The organism is Glutamicibacter sp. BW78, from assembly GCF_002332245.1.
Taxonomy (GTDB): domain Bacteria; phylum Actinomycetota; class Actinomycetes; order Actinomycetales; family Micrococcaceae; genus Arthrobacter_H; species Arthrobacter_H rhombi_A.
Window position 1 is genome coordinate 21,894 of record NZ_NRGU01000006.1, and the last position, 25,073, is coordinate 46,966.

The 25,073-nt window shown below is 64.2% G+C and carries 23 protein-coding genes; 4 read left to right on the forward strand and 19 right to left on the reverse strand.

Annotated elements, in window-relative coordinates; genetic code table 11:
* The first annotated feature begins 66 nt into the window (after positions 1 to 66).
* The 3 genes from CIK75_RS00205 to CIK75_RS00215 all read left to right on the forward strand — a co-directional run bounded on the left by CIK75_RS00205 (position 67) and on the right by CIK75_RS00215 (position 2,138).
* Positions 67 to 570: an NfeD family protein gene (locus CIK75_RS00205; RefSeq protein WP_342744413.1), complete on the forward strand. Its 504-nt coding sequence runs from the start codon at positions 67 to 69 to the stop codon at positions 568 to 570.
* 87 nt (positions 571 to 657) lie between these two features.
* Positions 658 to 1,584: an SPFH domain-containing protein gene (locus CIK75_RS00210; protein ID WP_087001124.1), complete on the forward strand. Its 927-nt coding sequence runs from the start codon at positions 658 to 660 to the stop codon at positions 1,582 to 1,584.
* Between the two features lie 206 nt (positions 1,585 to 1,790).
* Positions 1,791 to 2,138: an RNA polymerase-binding protein RbpA gene (locus tag CIK75_RS00215; protein ID WP_087001121.1), complete on the forward strand. Its 348-nt coding sequence runs from the start codon at positions 1,791 to 1,793 to the stop codon at positions 2,136 to 2,138.
* Between the two features lie 125 nt (positions 2,139 to 2,263).
* Here the strand turns inward: CIK75_RS00215 and CIK75_RS00220 are convergent, their stop codons facing one another.
* From CIK75_RS00220 to CIK75_RS00305, 18 genes are all read right to left on the reverse strand, one after another.
* Complete coding sequence (locus tag CIK75_RS00220) at positions 2,264 to 2,995, reverse strand: polyprenol monophosphomannose synthase (protein WP_087001119.1); 732 nt, start codon at positions 2,993 to 2,995, stop codon at positions 2,264 to 2,266.
* Between the two features lie 429 nt (positions 2,996 to 3,424).
* On the reverse strand, positions 3,425 to 5,041 hold the full coding sequence (locus CIK75_RS00225; RefSeq protein ID WP_087001117.1) for an amidohydrolase family protein: 1,617 nt from the start codon (positions 5,039 to 5,041) through the stop codon (positions 3,425 to 3,427).
* A 91-nt stretch (positions 5,042 to 5,132) separates the two neighbouring features.
* The gene (locus tag CIK75_RS00230) at positions 5,133 to 7,979 is read right to left on the reverse strand and encodes a DEAD/DEAH box helicase (protein ID WP_198962370.1); all 2,847 of its coding nucleotides are present in this window, start codon (positions 7,977 to 7,979) and stop codon (positions 5,133 to 5,135) included.
* Positions 7,980 to 8,030: 51 nt separating this feature from the next.
* Positions 8,031 to 8,834, reverse strand: coding sequence for a twin-arginine translocase subunit TatC (tatC, locus tag CIK75_RS00235; protein WP_087001112.1), 804 nt, complete (start codon positions 8,832 to 8,834; stop codon positions 8,031 to 8,033).
* A gap of 6 nt (positions 8,835 to 8,840) precedes the next feature.
* The gene (tatA, locus tag CIK75_RS00240; protein ID WP_087001110.1) at positions 8,841 to 9,086 is read right to left on the reverse strand and encodes a Sec-independent protein translocase subunit TatA; all 246 of its coding nucleotides are present in this window, start codon (positions 9,084 to 9,086) and stop codon (positions 8,841 to 8,843) included.
* Between the two features lie 25 nt (positions 9,087 to 9,111).
* The gene (locus CIK75_RS00245; protein WP_087001108.1) at positions 9,112 to 9,474 is read right to left on the reverse strand and encodes a hypothetical protein; all 363 of its coding nucleotides are present in this window, start codon (positions 9,472 to 9,474) and stop codon (positions 9,112 to 9,114) included.
* Complete coding sequence (locus tag CIK75_RS00250) at positions 9,471 to 11,528, reverse strand: WYL domain-containing protein (RefSeq protein ID WP_143269307.1); 2,058 nt, start codon at positions 11,526 to 11,528, stop codon at positions 9,471 to 9,473. Before CIK75_RS00250 ends, CIK75_RS00245 begins: the two co-directional genes overlap by 4 nt.
* 74 nt (positions 11,529 to 11,602) lie before the next feature.
* Complete coding sequence (locus CIK75_RS00255) at positions 11,603 to 11,998, reverse strand: FKBP-type peptidyl-prolyl cis-trans isomerase (RefSeq protein ID WP_087001104.1); 396 nt, start codon at positions 11,996 to 11,998, stop codon at positions 11,603 to 11,605.
* A gap of 32 nt (positions 11,999 to 12,030) precedes the next feature.
* Positions 12,031 to 12,990 carry an FKBP-type peptidyl-prolyl cis-trans isomerase gene (locus tag CIK75_RS00260; RefSeq protein WP_143269306.1) on the reverse strand — a complete coding sequence of 320 codons (960 nt, stop codon included), beginning with the start codon at positions 12,988 to 12,990 and terminating at the stop codon, positions 12,031 to 12,033.
* Between the two features lie 114 nt (positions 12,991 to 13,104).
* Positions 13,105 to 14,478, reverse strand: coding sequence for a Pup--protein ligase (pafA, locus tag CIK75_RS00265; protein WP_087001100.1), 1,374 nt, complete (start codon positions 14,476 to 14,478; stop codon positions 13,105 to 13,107).
* A gap of 1 nt (position 14,479) precedes the next feature.
* Positions 14,480 to 15,199: a proteasome subunit alpha gene (gene prcA, locus CIK75_RS00270; RefSeq protein WP_087001098.1), complete on the reverse strand. Its 720-nt coding sequence runs from the start codon at positions 15,197 to 15,199 to the stop codon at positions 14,480 to 14,482.
* Positions 15,199 to 15,978 (reverse strand): proteasome subunit beta, encoded by a 780-nt coding sequence (gene prcB / locus CIK75_RS00275; protein WP_087001096.1) that lies wholly within the window; start codon positions 15,976 to 15,978, stop codon positions 15,199 to 15,201. The genes prcA and prcB overlap by 1 nt, the downstream gene beginning before the upstream one ends.
* A 2-nt stretch (positions 15,979 to 15,980) precedes the next feature.
* The gene (locus CIK75_RS00280) at positions 15,981 to 16,178 is read right to left on the reverse strand and encodes a ubiquitin-like protein Pup (protein WP_087001094.1); all 198 of its coding nucleotides are present in this window, start codon (positions 16,176 to 16,178) and stop codon (positions 15,981 to 15,983) included.
* A gap of 101 nt (positions 16,179 to 16,279) precedes the next feature.
* Positions 16,280 to 17,887 (reverse strand): depupylase/deamidase Dop, encoded by a 1,608-nt coding sequence (dop, locus tag CIK75_RS00285; RefSeq protein ID WP_096222935.1) that lies wholly within the window; start codon positions 17,885 to 17,887, stop codon positions 16,280 to 16,282.
* Positions 17,884 to 19,656 carry a proteasome ATPase gene (arc, locus tag CIK75_RS00290; protein WP_087001090.1) on the reverse strand — a complete coding sequence of 591 codons (1,773 nt, stop codon included), beginning with the start codon at positions 19,654 to 19,656 and terminating at the stop codon, positions 17,884 to 17,886. The genes dop and arc overlap by 4 nt, the downstream gene beginning before the upstream one ends.
* Before the next feature lie 114 nt (positions 19,657 to 19,770).
* Positions 19,771 to 20,865 carry a tRNA (adenine-N1)-methyltransferase gene (locus CIK75_RS00295; protein WP_087001188.1) on the reverse strand — a complete coding sequence of 365 codons (1,095 nt, stop codon included), beginning with the start codon at positions 20,863 to 20,865 and terminating at the stop codon, positions 19,771 to 19,773.
* Positions 20,866 to 20,894: 29 nt separating this feature from the next.
* Positions 20,895 to 22,073, reverse strand: a complete 1,179-nt coding sequence (locus tag CIK75_RS00300; protein ID WP_087001088.1) for a site-2 protease family protein — start codon at positions 22,071 to 22,073, stop codon at positions 20,895 to 20,897.
* Positions 22,070 to 22,801: an HAD family hydrolase gene (locus tag CIK75_RS00305; RefSeq protein ID WP_087001086.1), complete on the reverse strand. Its 732-nt coding sequence runs from the start codon at positions 22,799 to 22,801 to the stop codon at positions 22,070 to 22,072. The genes CIK75_RS00300 and CIK75_RS00305 overlap by 4 nt, the downstream gene beginning before the upstream one ends.
* Before the next feature lie 99 nt (positions 22,802 to 22,900).
* Here CIK75_RS00305 and CIK75_RS00310 point away from each other — a divergent pair, with 99 nt between their 5' ends.
* On the forward strand, positions 22,901 to 23,764 hold the full coding sequence (locus CIK75_RS00310) for a PAC2 family protein (protein ID WP_241895172.1): 864 nt from the start codon (positions 22,901 to 22,903) through the stop codon (positions 23,762 to 23,764).
* 48 nt (positions 23,765 to 23,812) lie between these two features.
* On the opposite strand, the gene mshC is transcribed toward CIK75_RS00310, so the two are convergent.
* Positions 23,813 to 25,072, reverse strand: coding sequence for a cysteine--1-D-myo-inosityl 2-amino-2-deoxy-alpha-D-glucopyranoside ligase (gene mshC, locus CIK75_RS00315; RefSeq protein WP_087001085.1), 1,260 nt, complete (start codon positions 25,070 to 25,072; stop codon positions 23,813 to 23,815).
* Position 25,073: the final 1 nt, after the last annotated feature.

The window sequence follows — 25,073 nt, forward strand, 5'->3', positions numbered from 1 at the left end:
CTCGAACATACCTCCCAAGGGTGATGATCCGACCGATGCTTATCGTGCAAGATGGTAGGACCGAGGGTGGCAAGCGCCCTCCCAACGCATGCGGGTGACGAAATGTTCGAATGGGTCCTCGAGAACAGCTGGGTCTTCTGGCTCGCCTTGTTCCTGATCCTGGCGATCATCGAAATGATGTCGCTGGACCTGTACTTCATCATGCTCAGTGCCGGGGCACTCGGAGGCGTCGTGGTGGCCCTTGCTGGAGGCGATTTCTGGCTCCAAGCACTGGCCTTCTGCCTCGTCGCTCTGGCGATGATCTTCTTCATCAGACCGATCGCCCTGCGGCAATTGCATAAAGGACCCGCCGACCGGCTGACCAACGTCGACCGCCTCGTCGGCCAGGACGCCCTGGTCTTGGAACCCACCACGAAGTTAGGTGGCCGCGCCAAGATCGGTGGGGAGACCTGGAGCGTACGAAGCCAGGATGAAACCGCTTTGGCCCCGGGGATGTACGGAACCGTCGTGAGTATTGACGGAGCCACCGCCTTCATCACCATGCGGGCCCAAGAGCCACACGAAAGCTAGCATTTCGACTCGGCCGGGGAACGAAAACCTCGCCAACCGGCCAGTCCATTGCCCGATAACGGGCCATACGGAAAAGGGGAATCATCAATGACAGGCCTAGGCATAGTCCTGGCAGTACTCGCGGTCTTCGTGATCATCGTGCTCCTGCGATCGGTACGCATCGTCCCGCAGGCGCGGGCAGGCATCGTCGAGCGGCTGGGTAAATACCAGCGCACGCTCGGACCGGGCCTGACCCTGCTGATCCCGTTTGTGGACCGGCTCCTGCCACTGCTGGATCTGCGTGAAAACGTGGTCAGCTTCCCGCCGCAGCCAGTGATCACCGAAGACAACCTTGTCGTTTCCATCGACACGGTCGTGTACTTCCAGATCACCGAACCGCGCGCTGCCACCTACGAGATCGCCAACTACATCCAGGCAGTCGAACAGCTGACCACCACCACGCTACGTAACGTCGTCGGTGGCCTGAACCTCGAAGAGGCCTTGACCAGCCGTGACCAGATCAACGGCCAACTGCGTGGCGTCTTGGACGAAGCCACCGGAAAATGGGGCATCCGTGTTTCCCGTGTGGAGCTCAAGGCGATTGACCCGCCGCTGTCCATCCAGGACTCCATGGAGAAGCAGATGCGTGCCGAGCGTGACCGCCGTGCAGCCATTCTGACTGCCGAAGGCACCAAGCAGTCCCAGATCCTCACCGCCGAGGGCCAGCGTCAGGCAGCGATCCTCGCCGCCGAAGGTGACGCCAAGGCTGCGATCCTGCGTGCCGATGGTGAAGCACAGGCCATCGAGAAGGTCTTCGATGCCATTCACGCCGGTAATCCGGACCAGAAGCTGTTGGCCTACCAGTACCTGCAGACCCTTCCGAAGCTGGCTGAGGGCTCCTCGAATAAACTGTGGATCATTCCCAGTGAGGTCGGCGAAGCCCTGAAGGGCATCGGCGGGGCCTTGGGCAATTTCACGGACAATGACGATTCGTCCGGCTCGGCCACCCCGTCGAGCACCCCGAAGCAGCCGTAATCCACGGTCGCTATCAACACTCGATCGCCGGGCACGGAGGGAACACCCTTCGTGCCCGGCTTCGTTGAACGACAAGCTCGTCGGACAGCGCGTATACTGGTGTCTTTGTGGCTTCCGCCAAAGGCCCGGGGGAATGATTTCTCCGCCTGAGGCGTTGTGGACAGTGGATGATGCCGAACAGCAGCAGAACGTAGTAGGGAGAAAACATGAGCGATCGCAGTCTGCGTGGAATGCGTTTGGGCGCACAGAGCATGGAGACCGAAGCCGGTGTGGAGCCGGCGCCGCGTCAGCGCGTGGAGTACCGTTGCGCCGATGGGGAGCAGGTCTTTGTGATGTTCTCCACCGAAGCCGAAATTCCTCCCGTGTGGGTCTCCAAGACCGGCAAGGAAGCGCTCCTGGTCGACGGAGAGCTGCCGGACACGTCCAAGGACAAGCCGGTGCGTACCCACTGGGACATGCTGCTCGAGCGCCGCTCCATCGAGGAGCTCGAACAGACCCTCAAGGATCGCTTGAACAAGCTCCGCGCTGCCCGTGGTGAAAAGATTCAGGCCTAACCAGAACTTTCAGCACCCGAGGCAGAACGCCAAAAGATAGGGGCCGGTTCCCGCACCAACAGGTGCGGGAACCGGCCCCTTCTCCGTCCACTGTAAGAGCGGACGTTAGAGTTTGCCGGTCAGCTTCAGAGTTTGCCGGTCAGCTTCTTCCAGCGCGCCGTCAGGCCCCACCGGGTGACATTGAGCATGGCTTCAACCACGATGTTTCCGCTCATCTTGGAAACCCCGAGTTCGCGTTCCACGAAGGTGATCGGGACTTCGACGATCTTCTTGCCCATCAGCGCAACGCGGAAGGTCATATCCACCTGGAAGCCATAGCCGACGGATTCGACTTCATTGAAGTCCAGGGCTTCGAGGGTCTCACGGCGGAAAGCCCTGAATCCAGCAGTGATATCGCGAATGCCCAGTCCCAACATCAGCCGGGAGTAGGTGCTGCCGGCCACGGAAATCAGTTTGCGGTACGGTGGCCAGTTCACCACGCTTCCCCCGCGGACCCAACGGGATCCGATCACCAGGTCAGCGCCCTGGGTGTCCAGTGCCTCCAGCAACCGAGGAAGCTGTTCGGGCTGATGGGAACCGTCGGCATCGAGTTCGACCAGCACGTCATAGCCCTGCTCGAGTCCCCACGTAAATCCTGCGAGGTAGGCGGCTCCCAGCCCTGCCTTGCCTTCGCGATGCAGGACATGGATCTGGGGGTCGGTCGTTCCCAGGTTCCTGGCAAACTCGCCGGTGCCGTCGGGACTGTTGTCGTCGACCACCAAGACATCCGACTCCGGGACGGATTCCCGCAGACGCTTGATCGTAATGGGGAGCGATTCGATCTCGTTATAAGTCGGAATGATGGTGATTACCCGCACGCGGTTATACCCTTCTGAACTGTCTCGGAGGCCCTCAGGGCCTCGACGCGGCCCCTACGGAACCTTCGGTCACGGCTGCGAACCAGCGGTCCGCTCCCCCGGCTGAGTACCGGGCGAGGAAAGCCAAGGACCAAGTATACCGGTCAGCCACCTGAGGGCACGGAAAGACCCCGGGAACTTCGGACCAAAAAGAGTGCACTCAAGCACACGCAATTTGTTTTCTACTGCTCCCGGGGTCTGACCTTTGTTTATTTGCCGTGATGCCGACTCGACGTTGTAGGACTCCCTACCATCGCCGTTGAGAATCAACCCTATCCGCTCACACCGGCCTGTCAACTGAGTCCTGACTAGAGTTTTAAGGCTTACTACCTAGTCAGGCTCGGCGCGTCGTCGTGCCTTTTGGCGCGGAAAATTACTCCTGGGTAGCCATCAGGGCCGACGGAAAATGGTGCGTCCGCGACGGACCGTGCCCAGACAGGTCGGTAGCGAGTCCTCCAACACCGGAAGCATCGGCGTTCCGGCCCGGGCGTCCGTGCTCCAGGACGAGACCCGGGCATCGGGGGTCTGGACGGCCAGTTCGGAGGCCGCCCAGATGGCGAAGGTCGCCTCCGAGCCCGGAACCAATTGACCGGCCAAGGGGTCAGGGTCCCCGAACGCTCGGTAACCTGCCCTGGTGTGCGCCACGAAGGCGGCCCGCGCAGATACCCGTGAAGATTCGGTGTGGTGCTCGAGGCAGGCTTTCACGGTGGCCCACGGATTCATTTCGGTGACCGGGCTATCGGAGCCGAGACAGACGGGAACACCCGAGGTGAGCAGCCGCCCGATTTCATTCATGGCCGCGGAACGCTGAACCCCCAGGCGTTGTTCGTACTGGCCGTGAGGGCCACCCCACAGGGCATCGAAGAGCGGTTGCATGGAGACGGTAACCCCCAGCTCGAGCCAGGTGGCGACGGCCGAATCGTCGAGCATTTCGGCATGTTCGATGCGGTGGCGACCGCGCTGGATAGCAGAGACTCCCAGACGGTCGGCTGCCAACCTGAACCCTGCCACTGCTTCATCCATGCCGGCATCGCCAATGACATGGAATGCGGCCTGGACGCCGGCTTCGGTGCAGGCCTGGACATGGGTGGCGATGGTCTCGGCGTCAAGGTACAGGCAGCCTTGGGTCGAGGGCACGTCCGTATAGGGTTCACGCAGATAGGCCGTTCGAGAACCCAGCGAACCATCGATGTTCAGGTCCCCGCCCAGCCCGGCAATCCGTGGGCTGTCGAATTCCTCCATGACGGTGCGGGCTTCCTCGGCAGTGCCGACGGTTTCTGCCCAGTAGATCCGCACCGCTGGCAGATCCTCCCCTTCGGTGTCGAGGAGCCCGTTCAGCGCAGAGACATCCTCACGGGTGCCAATATGTGGGGCAGCCATTTCGGCAACGGCAGCGTAGCCGTGCGAGGCCATATGTTGCAGGGCTCGACGCTGGTAGTCGGCTCGTGAGCCGGCATCGAAGGACAAGATGTGATCCCTGACCCGGGTATGTGCTTCCCGGACCGCGACGGGGCCACCCTCCCAACCATCGAGCCCATCGAGGCCTGCAGCCACGGCCAGCGAGCGGCTCACCAGACCTGAATGGACGTCAACACGGGTCAAGTACACTTCGCGGTCCGGAGCTGCCGACTCCAGTTCTTCCACCGTGGGAACGCGGGCCTCGGGCCAGGTGCTCTCATCCCATCCGGCACCAATGACCGGTCCGGCTACCGTGTTCGCCCGGTCGGCAACCGCGGCCAGGAAGCAGTCCAACGACGTACAGCCCGCCAGGTCCAACGACGCCAGCGCCACGCCCGTCTCGGTCAGATGGGCGTGGGAGTCCACGAAAGCAGGAGCCACCAGCGCCCCTTCCAGGTCAACGACCTCCATCCTGGCGTCGAGCAGTGCCTCGGCGGCAGCTTCCTGGCCGACCCAGGCCACGGAACCACCGTCGATCAGCATTGCCGTGGCAAACGGGTCCGCTGCACTGTAGATGGCTCCGTTGCGGTACATGACCAGCTCGGGCATGTGTACTTCCTTCCCTGCAGGAGGGCGGCCCGGCGGGACACCCACACGTGGTTCTTGGTGGCAGAAGGTTTTCTACCGGATGGTTCCGTGCCTAGTCGGCAACACTGGAGTAGGCGACCACGCCGCGGCGCACGGCGTCCACCGCTGCCCGGCACCGCCCGGCCAACACCGGCGACAAGTCAGGAACCTTGGCCAGTTGGTCCAAGGTGTCAATGACCTGTTTGGCCCAGCGCACGAAGTCTCCGGCCGCCAGGTCTGTTCCCCGCAGGCAGTCCTTCAAATCCTTCCCACGGGCCCAGAGGTACATGGGCCAGACGAGGCCGGAATCCGGTTCCCCGGTCTCCGGCAACCGGTTGGCTTCCTCCAGGTCGGTCAGTTCGGACCAGTTGCGGACCGCCACCGTCCACGCCTGCTCAATCTGCCGGCTGGGCATCTTGGGGTGCCCGGCAGTGGATTCGCGTTTGGCCTGGTAGACCAGCGTGGTGACGAACCCGGCTAATTCGGCGGCCTCCAGTTGATCCATGCAACCCGATTCGAGCACCAACGAGGTCAACAGGTCACGTTCACCGTAGATACGCCGTAACCGGTTCCCCGAACTGGTCGTCACCAGCGCGCCGTCCGGGGAACCGTCCTGGGGTAGGGCCAGGTATCCGTAGTGTTCCAGAATGCTGCACACCCGGTCGAAGGTTTTGGCAATGGTGTTGGTCCGCCCGGAGATTTGCCCCGACAGCCTGTCGGTTTCGGCCTTGAGCTTCCACCAGCGTTCAGCCCAGCGGGCATGGTCCTCGCGTTCGGAGCAGCCGTGGCAGGGGTGCCGGCGCAACTGCCGGCGCAAATCGGTGATACGGGCTTCTTGTCGGTCGGTGCCGGGGAAATCGAAGCCGCTGGCACCCCGCCGGGGTGGACGTTGTTCCTGCAGCGCATTGCGGAGAGAAGCTGCCAGATCCTTGCGTTCCTTGGGGGTACGGCCGGTGAAGGACTTGGGGATCCGTATCCGTGAAATGACCTCAACCGGGCCCTCCAGATCGTGGACTCCGATGCGGCGTACTTGCCGGTCCTCGGTCAATACTGTCGGACGCGGGTCGCGCAGCGAATCGGAGAGAGCAATGATGACGCACCGTCCCAGCCGGCGCGGACCCGACACGTCGATCACGTCGCCGGGGACCACCTGCTCCAAGGATTCTTCGGCCGCCGACCGGCGCATCCGGTGGGCCGTCCGTGAGGCGTCCTTTTCGGCTTGCCCCAGTTCCTGACGGATCCGAGCATATTCCTGGAAGTCCCCCAGATGGCAGGCCATCGATTCTTCGTAACCGGCCATCGATTCCTGGCGGCTGCGGACCTGCCGGGCCAACCCGACCACCGAACGGTCGGCTTGGAACTGGGCGAAGGAAGATTCCAGGATGGTGCGCGCCCGGCCCATCCCGAACTGTGCCGAGAGGTTCAGCGACATGTTGTAGGTGGGGCGGAAGCTCGAGTTCAGCGGGTATGTCCGTTTCGAGGCGAGACCGGCTACCGCTGCCGGGTCGGTGCCCGGCTGCCAGAGCACGACGGCATGGCCCTCGACGTCGATGCCGCGCCGACCGGCCCGACCCGTGAGCTGGGTGTATTCACCCGCGGTGATGGAGACGTGGGATTCCCCGTTGAACTTTTCGAGTTTTTCCAGCACGACCGAGCGGGCGGGCATATTCACTCCCAGGGCCAGCGTCTCGGTGGCGAAGACCGCCTTGACCACCCCGCGGGCGAAAAGCTTCTCGACAACTTCCTTGAAGATCGGCAGCAGCCCGGCATGGTGGGCCGCGAATCCTCGCAGGAGGCCTTCACGCCACGACCAGAAGCCGATCACTTCCAGATCACCCGCCGGAATCTCCCGGGCGACGGCGTCAATCTCTTCTTCGATGATCCGCGATTCGGCCTCGGTGGTGAGGAAGAATCCCGTGCGGACGCATTGCGCGACGGCGGCATCGCAGCCCTTACGGGAAAAGATGAAGAAGATGGCCGGCAGCAAACCCGACTGGTCCAGGGAGAGCACCATTTCGGGACGGGATACCCGATGCTTCTGGGGAGGTCCCGAGGTGTTGCGTGGCCCGGCGTGCCCTCGTCCCCGTCGTTGGGCACGACCGGCACCACCACGGAATTGATGTCGTTCCTCGCGTTGGGCCAGGCGGGTCAGCTCGGGGTTCACGGCAAGGCTGCGTTCACCGTCCTGATCCTCCAAGGCTGCTGCCTGATCGAAGGCGAGATTCCCGGCGAAGAGGTCCAGGAGTCGCCCCCCGACCATGACATGCTGCCAGAGGGGGACTGGACGGTGTTCGGTGACAACGATCGCCGTGTCCCCGCGGACCGTATCGAGCCAGCCGCCGAATTCCTCGGCGTTGGATACCGTGGCGCTGAGCGAAATGACCTGCACGCTTTGCGGCAGGTGGATGATGACTTCTTCCCAGACGGCGCCGCGGAACTTATCCGCCAGGTAGTGGACCTCGTCCATCACCACGTAGGCCAGACCGGTCAACGTATCGGAGTCGGCGTAGAGCATGTTGCGCAGGACCTCGGTGGTCATCACGACGACGTCGGCTTCACTGTTGATGGAGGTGTCCCCGGTGAGCAGACCCACCCGGTCGTGGCCATACGTGGCGGCAAGTTCGTTATATTTCTGGTTGCTCAACGCCTTGATCGGCGTGGTGTAGAAGGCCTTCATGCCCCGTTGCAGCGCACAGTGGATGGCAAATTCGCCCACCACGGTCTTGCCGGCCCCGGTCGGTGCAGCGACCAAGACTCCGCGGCCTTCTTCCACGGCCCTGCAGGACTGGATTTGGAAGTCGTCGAGCTCGAATTCCAGGCTCCGGCGGAACGCGCCAAAGTGGGTTTTTTCCTCGGCCGCGCGCTCACGCCACGCGGCGTACTGCTCTGCTGGAGAGCCCATGCCTGACCACCCCTTCATTGGTTTGTCGTCTCAGGGGACGGACCCAGCCTACCCGGGCGTAACCGGCGCCTAGTCGACGGATTCGCCGTTGGCGATCAACCTCTCGTTTTCGGCTTCCTGTTCGACCCTGCGCTTGGCCCGGCGCTTGTCGTTGATCAGGCAGAACACGGTGGCGGCGGCGAAAAGCACCAGCAGCGGCCCGGCCAGCACGAACATCGTCAGGGCGTCACCTCCGGGGGCTGCCATGGCCGCCACCAGACAGATCAGGAAAACGGTGATCCGCCAGTTTTTCACGATCAGTTTCCCGGGCAGGATGCCGACCATGTTCAACCCCACCAACAGCACGGGGATGATCATCGAGATCCCGAAGGCGATCAGTAGGCGCAGCACGAAGCTGAGATAATCCTGCACGGTAATGAGGTTGACCGCGATATCGGGGGTCAGCCCGAGGAAGAACAGCAGGGCATGCGGCAGCACCCAGTAACCCAGATAGATGCCCAGCAGGAACAGCGGGACCGCGACACCGATGAAGGACAGTGCTGTCCGCTTTTCCTTCTTCTTCAACCCCGGGACGATGAACGCCCACAGTTGGTAGAGCCATACCGGGGAGGCCATGATCAGGGCCAGGAACAACGACACCTTGATCATGATGTCGAACGGAGAGACCGCTGTGTTGAAGTTCGCGGTGCCTCCGGCGTCCTTGAGCGGCTGGAAGAGCAGGCCGAGCACCGGCTGGTAGAGGAAAAAACCTCCGACGGCAGCAACGAAAAGTGCACCGAGGGAAATGAAGAGCCGGTTACGCAGCTCGATCAGGTGTGCCTTGAGCGCCATCCTCCCCTCGGGGTTGGATTTGCGCCCTGTCTTTTCCGTCACCGAAAACTAGCGCTTGGGGCCGCGGTGTTCCGGGTCCACGACTTTGCCCTCATAGGGCTCTTCGGTGGCCGTCGGGTCCTGAGGTTCCTGCGGATCCTTCGGGTCGTCGTCCTTCATCTGGCGGACTTCGGATTTGAAGATACGCATCGACTGCCCGAGAGAGCGTGCCAGCCCGGGAAGCTTGGGGGCACCGAAGAGAACCAGTGCCAGCACAACGATGATGACAATGTGCCATCCCTGTAGACCACCCATGGGGGAACTTCCTTTCGTCTGGCTCTCAGTCTACGTCACGCCGGTACAGGTCGCCTACGCGCTGAGCCTGTCCGCGGGCACGTTTTCCGGCGATTCTGCGCTCACGGCGGGCGCTACGGCGGGCCTGTTTGCCGTCGTCATATTCTTGCCTGGCTTCCTCACGGGAACGGAAGAGGGCGTCGGCCCCCGAAGCTGGTCGGTCCCGGCCCCCGAGGTCCTCTTCCAATGCTTCCCCCGGCGGCAAGGCCAGAGCGTCGCCCGCCGCGCTCACGTCATCGAACATGACCATGAACTTGCGATAGAGGTGCAGGGCGCACAGCGCCAGGAACACCAGGGCAGCCAGGGCCAGAACGGTCCAGAGCAGGGTCCAGAACCACCAGGGCATCATGCGTTCTCCTTGGTCAGGGGGTGGGGTTGGCGCGTTTCGTGGGCGGTCAGGGCGGCCTGCAACCAGGCGCGGGTGGTGTCAGCGGCAGCGTCCGGTGCGATCACACGCATCCCACCACCGTGTCGGGCCACCAAACCGGGTAGGAGTTCCGGGGACGGGACGCCGACCTCGGCCACCAGGGTTCCGTCCTTGGCTTTGGCGCTTTGGTAGGGCGCGAATTCTTCGACGAGCCGGTGCAGCCGCGGGGCGAAACCCAGTTCGACGGCGACGTCCTCGGGTGCCGGGGTGTAGAGGCTACCCTCCCCCACGGCATGTTTTCCAGCCTCCCGGGTGAACGTCTCACCGGTGGCCTCGGCGGACAGGATTCGATCCAGCCGGAAGTTCCGTGACCCCTGGGAGCTCCGGCACCAGGCCTGGACGTAGGTGCGCCCACCATCTTCGAGGAGGCGGATTGGTTCGATGTTTCGTTCGCTGATCTCGTCGCGGCTGGGCTGATGATACCGCAGCCGCAGGATCCGGTCGGCGGTCACGGCAGCGGTCACCGTGTCGCGGACGAGCGAGGACTCGGTGGCCGCCAGCCGCGCCGAGGCGATCTGGTCGATATCACCGAATTCGCCGGCCGCCTCACGCAGCTTCCGGAGCGCCCCGCTGGCGGCACTGCGGTCCGTATCGCCGGGCAGGTCAAGGATCGTTTGCAGTCCGACCAACAACGAGAAGGCCTCCAGGAGGTTCATCCGGATCGGTGCCGCGAGGCCCTCGGCGTTGACGATGGAGACCCGGTCCCCTTCCAGATCGACGTCGATCAGTTCATCGGGGAGGCCGTTGGGAACCCCGCAGAGCTGGATCATGGTCAGATCCTCGATGAGACGGCGACGGCTCAACCCGAAATGGGCTGCCGTGTCATCGAGCAGTGGGGCCCCCTCACGGACGACGTAGGCGATGATGTCCAGCGCCCGGGCCACGACGTCGGAGGAGGAAGGACGACCACCTGGGCGGGCCTGCCCGAAGGTGTAGGCGGGCACCGGGGCGTTCTGCGCTTCCCAGGCTCCCTTCAGGCGACGCGCGACGGCGGCGCGCAGGCCTTCGGGCAACAGCACGGCAACGGCAGGACCGAGTTCGGCGAGTTCTGCGCTGAGCGCTTCGTCGTCCTGGTAGTCGAAGCTGACGGTATCGGCACTCTCCTCCGATGCCTCCATTGGCCCCAGGTCCTCCGGGTTCTCTTCCACGGTGGGCTCAATCGCCCGGCTGCGCAGGGCCAGTCCCCGGCCCGGGGCCAGCTTCACGGTGGCCCGTTGGCGGGCCGTTTCGGGGTCCAAACCATCCAAGACATCGGCAACCCGAAAACCATCGGGGCGTTGTACCGTGCCCGGCCAGCGGGCAATTTCCGAGCAGATCCTGGAGAGCCTGAAGATGCGTTGGCTCTCACGGTCACGGTCCCAGCCCACGAGGTACCAGTGACCGAAGCGGCTTCCGATGCCCCACGGTTCGAGGGTGCGCACGGCGGTCTCTCCCGAAGGTGAGCGGTAGCTGAAACGAATGGGGGAACGATCCCAGACGGCACTGAGCACATCACGGAAGGCGGCATCGGCTGCATGCAGCCGCGGTTCGAAGGTTTCGAAGGAGGCTCCGGCGGCGTCGGGGCTTCCGACGGCGGCTGGAGAGAGCCGGTTGAAGGCCCGGTCAGCGGCGGAGGCTATCGTCGGGTCCTTCCAGACCCGGGCCGCCAGGCCGAGCGCCATGGCTTCCTCCGGGGCGAAGGAGACCGGGGGCAGTCGGTATTCCTCGGGCCGGACACGGTAGTGCGTCTCTTGACGGTCGTTGCCGTAGTAGCTGTCCCCGGTCAGGGATTCCAGCGGGACGCCCAGGACCCGCAGATCGCTCTTATCGCGCTCGAATTTTCGTTCAAAGGCCTCATCGGACAGATCCTGGTAATCATCCACGATCCCCCGCAGCTCCGCCCGTGTATAGCCCCGGCGACGGGACATCAGGGCATAGGTGAGGCTGACGAGTTTTTCCGTACGCGATGGCGCACCCGGGTTACGTTTGGCAGACACCCCGCCTACGTTACTAGAAAGCACGACGGCGCCGCCCCCGGTGAGGGGGCGACGCCGTCGTGGTGGTGGGAAGGCTAGCGCACGTCCACCAGATCGACCACGAAGATCAACGATTCGCCGCCGGCGATGGCGGCTCCTGCGCCCCGGTCGCCGTAGGCCAGATGCGGCGGGATCTCCAGGCGCCGGCGTCCGCCGACCTTCATGCCCAGGATGCCTTCGTCCCAGCCCTGGATGACCTGGCCGGTTCCGGCCCGGAACTGCAGCGGTTCGCCGCGGTTCCAGGAGGCATCGAATTCTTCACCCGTGGACCAGGCGACTCCGACGTAGTGCGCCGAAACCGTCGCGCCGGGGCTCGCCTCGGTGCCGTCACCGACGATGAGGTCCTCCGAGCGCAGTTCGGTGGGGGCGCCTTCGGTGGGGAAGTCGACTTCCGGTTTGGTGCGGTCGTATTCACGTTTTCCAAAAGACATATTCGTCCTTCTCCTGTCGCTGTTGAGGGGTTCTACTTCGCTGCCTTGTCGATCGACTTCACGTCAACGACGAAGACGAGGGTACCTTGTGGCATGCCGTCTTGGCCGTCGTAGGCGAGCTTGCTCGGGATCGTCAGCAGAACGGTGGAACCTTCCTTGACCCCTTCGAGGCCCTCGGTCCAGCCTTTGATGACCTGGTCCAGGCCGAAGGTCGCCGGGGTTCCCTTCTCGTAGCTGGAATCGAACTGCTCGCCGTCTTCCCACTGGGCTCCGGCATAGTCGACCGTGATCGTGTCGGTCTTCTTGATCTTCTTCCCGTCGCCTTCCTTCAAGGTGGTGACCTTCAGGTCGGCCGGCGGCTTATTGCCTGCGGGGATCTTCACGGTGCCGCTGCCGTCGTCAGCGATTTTTGCGGTGGCCTCGGCGTCCTTCTTCGCGTCGCCCTTTTCCTTCTGGAAGTCGACCTTGATCTTGTCCTTGGCTCCGACAACCTTCAGGATCAGCAGCTGATCGATCTGCGAGGGATCCGCAGGATCTGCCGAAGAACCGTCTTCCGGCGGGGCTGCGTTCTGGGGATGAACATAGGCGACCCAGGAACCGATCTTGGTCCCGACGAGGATGTCGTGGATTTCGGGATCCTGTTCCTTCAGCTCGTCATTGACGCTCAGGGTCATGGCGGCATCCTTGAACGTGTTGCCGACCTCGCTGCCGTCCTTCAAGTTGTATCCAGCCAACTTATAGGAGACGTCCTGGCCTTCCTTCACCTCGTCCCCGTCGCCTTTTTCGAGGACCTTGGCACCCGGATCGGTCACCTCCAGCGGGGTATCGAACTCGACCTTGGGGGCCGAGTTCTCGTCCTCCCCGGGCGTCAGTTTGATGGAGGAGAGCGGCTCGGCCGCCCCTACGGTCGTCGGGGTTCCGGATCCACAGGCGGTCAGCGCGAGCAGCGCAACCCCGAGAACCAGTGCCAGCAGCTTGCGCACAAAATCCACTTTCGTCGTCGTACATCGATGGTCCACAATCGGCCCCGAACAAAATCACACACATCCGGGCCCCGTCCAGCTTAAGGTCGTCGCCTGTGAATGTGCTGAGGCCGCGCCGGATACCTACTCTTGTGGCCGGATCAGGGCCATGAGTTCCTCCACCCGGGGGTCGACCTGGGCGAAGGGGTCCTTGCACAGAACCGTCTGACCCGCATGGTCGTTGAGTTTCAGATGAACCCAGTCGACGGTGAAGTCACGTCCGGCTTCCTGCGCGGCACGGACGAAGTCCCCCCGCAATTTGGCCCGGGTGGTCTGTGGTGGGGTCTTCGTCGCGGCGGTGATCTCCTCCTCGGAGACGACCGTTTGCGCGCGTCCACCCCGACGCAGCACCGAAAAGAGGCCGCGGCGCGGGTCGATGTCATGATAGGTCAGATCCAGTTGGGCGATCCGCGGGGAGGACAGTTCAAGGGAGTGTTTCTCCTGGTACTCACGAATCAGCCGATGCTTGATGGCCCAATCAATTTCGGTATCGATTCCCGAAGCGTCACCGCCGGCGACGGCGTCCAGGGCGCGACGCCACAGGTCCATCACCTGGGGCACATGCTCGTTATGGGCTCCGTGGCGTTGGATGAAGGTGCTGACCTTCTCGAAGAAGATCTCTTGCAGCTCAAGGGCGCTGAGCTCGCGTCCACTGGCCAGGCGTACCTGGTGCCTTCCGGTGAGGTCATGGGAAATATCGCGGATGCTGCGGATCGGATTCTCCAACCGCAGGTCCTCCATGATGGTGCCCGCTTCGATCATCCGCAGGATCAAGTCAGTGGCACCGATTTTCACCCGTTGGGTTGTTTCGGACATATTGGAGTCCCCGACGATGACGTGGAGACGCCGGTAGTATTCGGCGTCGGCATGCGGTTCGTCCCGGGTGTTGATGATGGGCCGGGACCGGGTGGTGGCCGAGGAAACGCCTTCCCACACATGGTCTGCCCGCTGGGAGAAGGCAAAACGGTGTTCTCCGTCCACCGGCAGGACCTTTCCTGCGCCGGCGAAGAGTTGGCGGGTCACCAGGAAGGGGATGAGAATTTCTGCCAGCCGCGCGAATTCCAGTTTCCTGGGGATGAGGTAGTTCTCATGGCAGCCGTAGGAGTTGCCGGCCGAGTCGGTGTTGTTCTTGAACAGGTAGATGGACCCGTGGAGGCCATCGGCTTTCATCAGGTCCTCGGCGCTGGTGACCAGCTCGTTGAGGATCGATTCCCCGGCCCGGTCGTGGGCGATCAGTTGGGCGACGTCGTCGCATTCGGCGGTCGCGTATTCGGGGTGGGAACCAACGTCCAGGTAGAGCCGTGACCCGTTGGTCAAGAACACGTTCGAACTGCGCCCCCACGCCACCACCGGTTTGAACAGGTACCGGGCGACTTCCTCGGGGGTGAGCGGACGTCCCTCGGGAGCGGAGTAGGCGATCCCGTATTCGGTTTCTATTCCAAAAATGCGGCGGTCCATCTCAGGCACCGTCCTTCCCGGCCAAGGCCTGCAGGATCTCGTCCTTATCCCACCGTTTGAACGTTCTGGGGGGCGGGGTCCTGCCGATCGGGGTGCGTTCGAGCACGGCGACTTCCATGAGATCCACGGCGTCGGTGTCGGGGACCTCGGGCAGGGCCGCGGCGGCGGTGCGGATGACCTCGTCGAAGCCGGCGGTGGCCAGCTGTCTTCCCGACCAGGCGGCGTCCATGGCCTCGGCCAGGGAACGGGCGTCCCCGCCCATGACCACCAGTCCGGGCTCATCGGAGATCGACCCGTCGAAATTCACCCGGTACAACTCGTCGCTGGCGGGGTCCTCACCCACTTCGGCGACCGCCAGTTCGACCTCGAAGGGTTTGGACTCGGCGGTGAAGACGGCACCGAGGCTTTGGGCATAGACGCTGGCCAGCCCCCGTCCGGTGACGTCCTCCCGGTCGTAGGAGTATCCCCGGGTATCGGCGTATCTGACCCCTGCCTGACGCAGGGATTCGAACTCGTTGTATTTACCGACGGCGGCGAAACCGATCCTGTCGTAGATCTCTCCGATCTTGCGCAGCGTCCTGGAGGGGTTCTCGGCGATCAGGGCGATCCCGTCCCGGCAGCTGGCCACAATGACCGACCGGCCCCGGGCGATGCCCTTGCGGGCGAAGTCCGCCCGATCCTTCATGAGTTGTTCGGGTGAAACGTAGAACTGCGCGCTCATCAGGCCTCCCTGGCTGCGGCCGAACGTTCGGCGACGATATCGTGGGCGAGCCGGAGCAGTTCGTCGTCGGGGACCCGTTCCGAGCCCTCGGCGTCGACCCGGTACAGGATCGGCATGAGTTGCCGGACCAGGTCGGGACCTCCGGTGGCCGAATCATCGTCGGCCGCATCGTAGAGGGCCTCCATGGCGACCCGGATGGCGCTCGAGGCGTCCAGCGATGGGCGCCAGAGCTTCTTGAGGGCGCCGCGGGCATAGACGGATCCCGATCCGATGCTGTGGTGTTCGATCTCCTCGAAACGTCCGCCGGTGATGTCGTAGGAGAAAATCCTCCCCAGCTGTTGGCGGGGATCGTAGCCGGCGAATAAGGGGACCACAGACATGCCCTGCATGGCCCGGCCCAGATTCGACCGGATCATGGCCGCCAAACGATTGGCTTTGCCGTCGAGGCTGAGCAGGGCCCCTTCGATCTTCTCGTAGTGTTCGAGTTCCACCTGGAACAGGCGGACCAGATCCAAGGCGATACCTGCCGAACCGGCAATTCCGACGGCAGAGAAATGGTCGGTGGCGAAAACCTTTTGCATATGCCGGCTGGCGATCACGTTGCCGATGGTCGCCCGCCGATCACCGGCCATGACCACACCGCCGTCGTAGGTCAGCGCGACGATCGTGGTGGCCTGCCGGAGTCCTTCAGTGCCGGGCGCCGCCGCGGCCGCCGGCAGCAGATCGGGGTGTTCGCGCATCAGGTGTTCCACAAAGGAGGACCCCTCGGGAATGTGCATGGCTACTGTCCGCCCTTTTGCACGAAACCGCGCACGAACTCCTCAGCATTTTGTTCCAGCACGCCGTCGATATCCTCCAGCAGGTCATCCACACCCTGGGTCTGCTCCTGGGCTGCCGGTGCTGTCGGCCCCGGCGCTGGGGTCTCGTCGACTTCCTGTTCCTGCTTGGACGGCTGCGGCCGCTGCTGTTCCTGTGCCATGAACTACTCCTCACGTCGGGGCGACGGATCGCCGGTCCCTCTATCGTCTCATTGGGTCGTGACCGCTGCTGATGCGGTTCCGGGGCTGGTTCCACCTCGCTTCAGGGGCGGCCTCGGCTCAGTTCGTCAACGAACTCCCCCACGTCCAGGCCTGCATCGAAGAGCCTGCCCACCCTTTCCCTGGTTCCCCGCAGGGGTTCGGGGGTGGCCACCCGGTGGCTGCCGGGACGGCCGGGGATACTGAAGATCACCGCATCCCAGCTGGCCCCCAACACATCCTGCGGGTACTGGCTCAGGCAGCGGCCACGGAAGTAGGCGCGGGTGTCCTCCGGGGGTTCGACGACGGCCCGGGCGATCTGCTCGTGGTTGAAGAGGGTCTCCATCATGCCGCGCCCAGCCAACCGGTGGTAGAGACCTCTTTCGGGACGCAGGTCCGCCCATTGCAGGTCCATCATTGCCAGCCGGTGGTCTTCCCAGCTCATGCCATCGCGCTCACGGTAGCGGTTCATCAAATCCAGTTTGGCGACCCAGTCGACCGTCTTTCGTGCGGAGAAGACGTCCCGGCTCAACGTATCGATGGTGTCCTGCCAGCGGATCAACACATCGGTGGTCGACGCATCGTCAGCCCCGGTGTCGTGGCAATGGGTACGCGCAGCATCGAGGTAGATCTGTTGGATCTCCAGGGCGGTGGCCCGTCGGCCGTCGGAGAGTTCGACGACGGTTCGGAGGGTGGGGTCGTGGCTGATCTGCTGCAGGGCCGCCACCGGATCACGCAGTTGAAGCTTCGGGGCGGCCCCGGCCTCGATCAGTGAGAGCACCAGGGAGGTGGTTCCCACCCGGAGCAAGGTCGAGACCTGGCCCAGATTCGCGTCCCCGGCAATGACGTGCAGCCGCCGGTACCGATCCCAGGTGGCATGGGGCTCATCACGGGTGTTCACGATGGGGCGTCTGATGGTGGTTTCCAGTCCGACCTCGGCTTCGAAGAAGTCGGCGCGCTGGCTGATCTGGTAACCGGGTTCCGCCCCGGTCATGCCCCGCCCCACCCGTCCTGAGCCACAGAGGATCTGCCGGGTGGCGAAAAACGGGATCAGTCCAGCCGAAATGTCGTCGAAGGGGATGGAACGCGGCATCAGGTAGTTCTCGTGGGCCCCGTAGCTTACCCCCTTGTTATCGGTGTTGTTCTTATACAGCAGGACCTCGGCAAAGCCCGGTGACTCGGCGATCCGGCGTTGGGCGGCCAGGGCGACCTGGTCCCCCGCCTGGTCATAGAGGACCGCGTCGTGGGGTCCGGTGGTCTCGGGCGACGAATACTCTGGGTGGGCATGGTCCACATAGAGCCGGGCCCCATTGCCGAGCACCATGTTCATCAGCACATGCCCGTCGCTGTCCTGCTCCGTGTAGAGGGTCTCCCCCGCCCGCACGTCTCCACCGGCCAAGGCGATTTCCTCGGCGGTCAGCTCACGCGGGGTATCGGTCAGTTGCGAGGCATCGGCCACAGCCCGGGGCATGTTCCACCCCCGGGCGTCGGCCAACGGCGCCTCATCGGCGTAGTCCCAGCGGGTCCCTGCCAGCTGCCCGTAGCCTTGGCGGACGGTCGCGGCGTAGGCGTTGATGACCTGGGCGGAGAGGATCGTGGAGTTGGCCCCGGGCTGGCTGGGGGCCAGCACACCGAACTCTGTTTCCAGCCCGATCACCCGATGAACACTCACAGGTACTGCCCCGTATTGGAGTACCCCTGGCCCGGCTCCCGCTCGAGGCTGCGTCCGGTGCCTGAACCTGCCTTATCCGCGACGATCGTCCGGATGTAGGTGATCCTTTCACCCTTCTTCCCCGAGATCCTGGCCCAGTCGTCCGGGTTGGTCGTATTGGGCATGTCCTCGTGTTCATGGAACTCGTCGGCCACACCACGCAGGAGGTGGTCGATCCGCAGTCCACGCTCGCCGGAGGTCAACAGTTCCTTGATGGCTGACTTCTTGGCCCGGTCGACGACGTTGCGGATCACGGCACCGGAGTTGAAGTCCTTGAAGTACAGCGTTTCGGTTTCGCCGTTGGCGTAGGTCACCTCGAGGAATTCGTTCTCCTGACCGGTGGAGTACATGGCCTCCACGGTTTGGCGGATCATCCCCTGCACGGTGGCTTCGGCGTTTCCCCCGTGTTCGGCCAGGTCGTCGGCGTGCAACGGCAGCTCGGTGGTCAGATATTTGGCGAAGATTTCGGCTGAGCCTTCTGCGTCGGGGCGCAGCACCTTGATCTTCACGTCCAGCCGTCCGGGCCGCAGGATGGCCGGGTCGATCATGTCCTCCCGGTTGGAGGCACCGATGATGATGACGTTATCGAGTTTCTCCACGCCGTCGATCTCACTGAGCAGCTGCGGCACGATCGTGGTTTCCACGTCGGAGGAGACCCCTGTCCCGCGGGTGCGGAACAGCGAATCCATTTCGTCGAAGAACACCACCACCGGGTTGCCGCCGGCAGCCTTTTCCCGGGCGCGGGAAAAGATCAGCCGGATATGGCGTTCGGTCTCCCCCACATACTTATCCAGGAGTTCGGGGCCCTTGATGTTCAGGAAATAGCTGCGTGCGCTCTCCCCGCCCCGCAACTCCGCGGTCCGTTCGGCCAAGGAATGGGCGACGGCCTTGGCAATGAGCGTCTTGCCACAGCCCGGGGGCCCGTAGAGCAAAATGCCCTTGGGCGCCTTCAGCCCGTGTTCGCGGTAAAGGTCCTGGTGCAGGAACGGCAGTTCGACGGCGTCGCGGATCTGCTCGATCTGCGGACCCAGGCCGCCGATATCGGCATAGGAGATATTGGGGACTTCCTCGAGGACCAGGGACTGCATTTCCGAGAGCTGCACCCGTTCGGTGGCCAAACCGGTCCGCGGGTCGATGGCCAGGGAGTCCCCCACCCTGACTTTTTCGCGCAGGAGCGGACCGGCCAGCCGGATGACCTTTTGGTCGTCGGCCCGCCCCACGGCCAGGACCCGTCCGTCATCCATGACCTCCTTGACGGACACCAGTTCCCCGGAGGCTTCGAAACCGAGGCCGGCGACGATGGTCAACGACTCGTTCAGCAGCACTTCCTGCCCCAGCTGCAGGCTCTCCAACTCCAGCAGCGGGCTGATCGCCACCCGCAGTTTCCGCCCACCTTGAATGATGTCGGCACCGGGGATCCCCGTGGAGGCGATGGCGGTGCCGGCCGCAGGGTGGCTGCGCGCGTTGATCCCCACGATCGTGCCGAACGTGAACGGGGTATCCCCGTCCCGGTCCAACGCCGATTTGAGCGTGATGATCTGTTCCCGGGTGCGTTCGAGCATGGCTGTCAGACGGGCGTTATTGGCCGTCGTCGTGCCCAGTTGGCGATCCAGGTTCCGTGATTTATCACGCAGGATGTTCAGCTGGCGTTCGGCGATCTCGAGTTGGCGTTGGGCCCGATCCTCCCCCGGCGCCCCGTCAGAGGCTGGGGTCGATGTGTTTTCCGGCATATGAGCACCCTTCGTCGCGCCTTGCCCCGATGGGGTCCGTCCTCTTCATCGTAGCCACCCACGGCCGTCCGGGGCATCGATGTTAACCGCAAGTGTCACCGCCCGGACAGCGGTTCACACCTCAGGGGTCGGTTCAGGGAAGTCGGCCGGGTCCAGGCCGTTGCCGTCGGCATCGCGGAAAGCGCCGCGTTGTTTCATTGATTTGGCATCCTTGGCGGCCCGACGCAGTTTTTTATCCGACACCCCGCGTTCGCCCAGCCCGGGCGCATCCCAAGCTGCGTCGTCGTGCTCCTTGGTCCAGGCGTGCAGGTCCTCGGCGGCGAACTCGGTGTTCTTCATGCGTTTCTGACCCGGGATGCCGGCGGCCCCGTCGGCGAGCCGGCGGGCGGTGAGCAGGAAGCCGGTATGGGCGACCATCCGGTGGTCCGGGCGGACAGCCAACCCGTCCAGGTGCCAACCGCGGACCATCGATTCCCAGGATTCGGGTTCGGTGAACCGGCCATCGGCCCGAATGGCCTCGGCGGTACGGGAGAGCTGGGTGACGGTGGCCACGTAGTTCACCCAGACACCTCCGGGTGCGAGCACGGTGGCCACGGAGTCCACGCATTCCCAGGGGGCCAGCATGTCCAGGACAACGCGGTCGATGGAACCGGCTTCCTCCGTGGCGGTGGCCTGGTCCTGGAAGTCTCCGATGGTGATGTTCCAGGCGGGGTGTTCGCCGCCGAAGATCGTTTCCACGTTCCCGCGGGCGATCTCCGCGAATTCGGCACGGCGTTCAATGCTGTGCAGGTAACCGCCGTCGCCCACGGCCCGCAACAGGGAAATCGACAGGGCCCCGGAACCGACACCGGCTTCCAGCACGCGGGCTCCCGGATAGATATCGCCCATCGTGACGATCTGGGCGGCGTCCTTGGGGTAGACGACTGCTGCACCGCGGGGCATGGAGAGCACGAAGTCTTTGAGCAACGGACGCAAGGCCTGGTAGCGCCGGCCCTCGGAGTTTTCCAGCACGATGCCCTCGGGCTGGCCAATCAACGCGTCGTGGTCCAGTACCCCGCGATGGGTGTGGAACTGGCCGCCGGGAGTCAGCGTCACGGTGTTCATCCGGCGTTTCTCATCGGTGAGCTGGACCCGGTCCCCCGGGGCGAAAGGGCCGCGACGGTGGGCGGCACCATGCGGTGCTGCGGGCTGCTGGGGGGTTTCGTTCATGCTGGTGCTCGTTCCGTTGACGGGGTGGTTCATGAGCCGGCCTTCTTGCCGGTGATGGCGGAGACGACGGTCCGCTGCAGGAGCAGGCCCACGATCCTGCCGCTGTCGTCGACGACCGCATATTCGCTGCCATCCAGGCTGGCCAGATAGGTGACCAGGTCCCGTCCCGAACGGCTGACCGCCACCACGGCTCCGGGTGCCAGGGCCCGGGCCACGGTCCCTGCCCCGGTGGTGGCGCGCAGTGCTCCGGGGACCGAGGCCACCGAGGCCCGGTCGACGACGGCTTCGGGCCGGCCTGCGGAGGAACACAACAGGAGGTGGCCTGGATAGTGGGCTAATCTGCGGTCGATGTCGGCGACGACGGCTGTGCTGGGCAGCGCAGTGGCCGGCTCCATCAGTTCACCGGCGCCGATCCGTGGCAGGCGCAACCGCATTTTGGCATCGTTGATGGCCCCGGTGGCCCCCACCCAGAGGAATCCGCAGAGCAGCACCGCGATGATGGTGACCTGCAGGTTGATCGGTTCCCGGTTGAACAAGGGGAGGACCACGAAGTAGATCCCCAGACCGATCACGATGATCCGGCCTGCCCACCCGGCAGCCACGGTGCCCTTCTCTTGTGAACCGGTACCGGCCCAGACGGCGGATTCCACCAGCCGGCCGCCGTCCAGCGGCAACCCGGGCAGGATGTTGAAGATGGCGACCAGCAGATTCGCCCAGACCAGGATGGTCAGCAGCAGTCCGGTCACCCCCACCGGCTCCAGGTTCACGATGGCCAGGTAGCCCAGTCCGGCCAACAGGAAGTTCGCTGCCGGCCCGGCCAGCGCCACGAGCAGGGACTTGCCCGGGGTGGCATGGAAGGACCCGAACTGGGTATGTCCTCCCCACAGGGTGAGCACAATATGGGCATTGGGCCAACCGAAGGCGGTGGCACAGAGCGCGTGGGCTAGCTCGTGGATCAGGATCGACACGGCCAGCAGGACCGCATAGCCGAAGGAGACGGCGTAGGCGCCCCAACCGATCCCCGGCAGGATCCGCATCACATCAGGGGTGAAGACCAGCAGGATAAAAGCGGCGATCAGGAACCATGACCAGGCCAGGTAGACGGGGATCCCACCGATGCGCCCCAACGGGATTCCCGGTCGGCGGGTTTTCTCCTCGCCGGGGACCGGGGCGTTGTGCTGGCCTGTTGGCTGCGCGGGACCGCTCATCCGGCGTCTCCTGCGGGGGCCACGAAGGAGTCCAAGTCTCCGGCGGTCACACCATCAAGCGTCGGCCAGACCGTCCAGTTTCCGGTCTCGGGCAGGGTCGAAAAATGGGGGACCGCAACGGTCGGTGTCCCGCTGGCCGCCGCCGAACGCACTCCGGGATCGGAGTCCTCGATCGCGACCGCCCGGTGTCGTTGCAGCGAGGTAACGTGCTGTCCCATCCGCTCCAGGGCCAAGAGATACGGTGCCGGATCGGGTTTGCCGGCGGGGACCATATCCCCGGTGATCAAGAATTCGAAGGTTCCGGAGGGCAGGGAGTCGGCGACGAGTTGCGCCATCGGCCCCTCGGACATGGTGACCAGCGCACACGGCACCCCGTGGGCGCGAAGATCGCCCAACAGCTCCCGGGCTCCTGGACGGAAGACCATGTTCTCGCTGAGGCCGCGCACCACGCTCGCCGTCATTTCGTCGATGATCTCGCGGATTTCAAGGTCGACGCCGGCCTGACGGAGGATCGCCGCACTGGTGGGCAGGGCCTGACCGATCAGTGCCTGGGCCTCTTCATCGCTCCAGGTGCCACCGTGGCGGTGGACCAGTTCCTTCTCGGCAGCAATCCAATACGGCTCGGTATCGACGATGGTCCCGTCCATGTCCCAGAGCACGGCTTGTAGCCCGTCGTGGGCGTCGAAAACGTTCGTGGTACGTGGGGCGCGGGTGGGGAAGGCACTCATGCCTCGATTCTACGTGGGCGGGCACGTTGCCATGGCCACCGTTCGCGTTAGGGTGAGAGCGTGGCTGAGAATAATGAATCGCAGGGCTCGCTCACCGAGCTGATTGCGGCCGAGGCGCGTCCGGGAACCGGCGGCAGGCGGCCCACCATCATGGTGGTCGCCTTCGGCGGCTGGAATGACGCAGGTGAGGCCGCCAGCGATTCCTTACGCTTCCTGGCCCGGCACTTCGAGGCAAAGAAGGTTGCCGAGCTTTCGGAAGACGACTACTACGATTACCAATATTCCCGCCCGTCGGTCCGGCGCAATGCCGCAGGCAAACGCACGATCCGTTGGCCCAGCACCCGCATGTTTCGCGCGCAGATCCCCGGTACGGGGGTCGACCTGCTCTTGGTGCGCGGGACGGAACCGACCTATCGTTGGCAAGCCTTCACCGCCGAGCTGCTGACCCAGGCAGAACTGCAGAACGTGAAGGCAGTGGTGCTGGTGGGCGCACTCTTGGCCGATGTCCCCCATACCCGGCCACTGCCGGCCAGCATCACCAGTGAGGACGGGCATCTGCGTGCGCTCCTCGGTGCCGAACGGACCACCTATGAGGGCCCGACAGGGATCCTGGGGGTCTTGGCGGAAACCTCCGACTCCGCGGGCCTACCCACCCTGTCGATCTGGGCTGCGGTCCCCCACTATGTGGGCCACTCCCCCTCGCCCAAGGCGACCTTGGCGTTATTAACCCAGCTCGAGGAAGTGCTCCACACCTCCTTCGATCTCACGCTGCTCACCGAGGAGGCCGAGGCCTGGCAGCGGGGCGTGAATGAGCTCTCCGAGGAGGATCCTGAGGTTGCCGCCTATGTGCAGCAACTCGAGGAGTCACAGGACGCGACCAAGCTGCCCGAAGCCAGCGGTGAGTCGATAGCCCGGGAATTTGAACGTTATTTGAAACGGCGCGACGGCGGCACTGACGGCTAGCGTTTCATCTGCGCGCAGGGCCCGAAGCCCCGCGCACCAGGCCTGCTGCTAGGCCAGCTTCAAGCCCAACAGCGCATCCAAGGCGGCCAGGACCGTGGCGCTTCCCTGAGCTGTCGGATCGTTTCCGGGGCCTTCGGACGCCCACTCGTCGAGGGCCTTTAATGCCGAGGGCGAATCCAGGTCGTCGGCCAGGTGGCTACGCAGCTGTGACACGAGTGCCTCAGCACGTTCCGGCGTCGTACCGGCAGCCCGGGCCCGCCAGGCAACCAGGCGGTTCTTCGCTTCGTCCAGCAGTTCCTCGGTCCACTCCCAATCGGAGCGGTAGTGCTGGCCCACCAGGACGGCGCGAACGGCCATGGGGTTCTCCCCTGCGGCGCGCAATTTGGAGACCAACACCAGATTGCCCAAGGATTTGCTCATTTTTTCGCCGTCCAGGCCCACCATTCCGGTATGGACATAGTGTTCGGCCAACGGTTTGCCGTCCCCGGCCGTGGCATGGCCTGCCGAGAATTCGTGGTGCGGGAAGATCAGGTCGGTTCCGCCCCCTTGGACGGTGAACGGGGCCGGCAGGAAACGCCGGGCGATCACCGAACATTCGATATGCCAGCCGGGGCGGCCTTCACCGAGGCTGGCCCCGTCCCAGAAGGGTTCGTCGGGGCGGCGCATCCGCCACAGCAGGGGGTCCAGCGTGTTCTTCTTACCGGCTCGTTCGGGATCACCGCCACGTTCTGCGAAGAACGTGGCCATGGTCTCCTGGTCGTACCCGCTCACTGAGCCCAGCCGCCAGACGTCCGAGGCGGCGGCGTCGGAGTCGAAGTAGATATCGCCGTCGGGCTCATCCCCGGCACCGGGCACCCGGTACGCCAGCCCTGCCGTGAGCAGGTTCTCCACGACCGGCACGATCCAGGAGACCGATTCGACGGCACCAACATAGTGTTCGGGGGGGATGACGTTCAGCGACTCCATGTCGGCGCGGAACAGGTCGGTCTGCCCTGCGGCCAAGTCCATCCAGTCGACGCCGGTTTCGGTGGCGCGTTCAAGCAGCGGGTCGTCGACGTCGGTGACGTTTTGTACGTAGGTGACCTCCAACCCGGCGTCCCGCCAGAAGCGGTTGAGCAGGTCGAAGGCCACATAGGTGGCGGCGTGCCCCATATGGGTGGCGTCGTAGGGTGTGATCCCGCAGACGTACATCCCTGCCTGCTTCTTCGTGTCAGGGGACACGAGTTCTCGTGTCGAGGAGTCAAAGATCCGCAACGGTGGAGGGGTTGCCTGGAGGGTGGGAATACTGGGCGCGGGCCATGCGTGCACG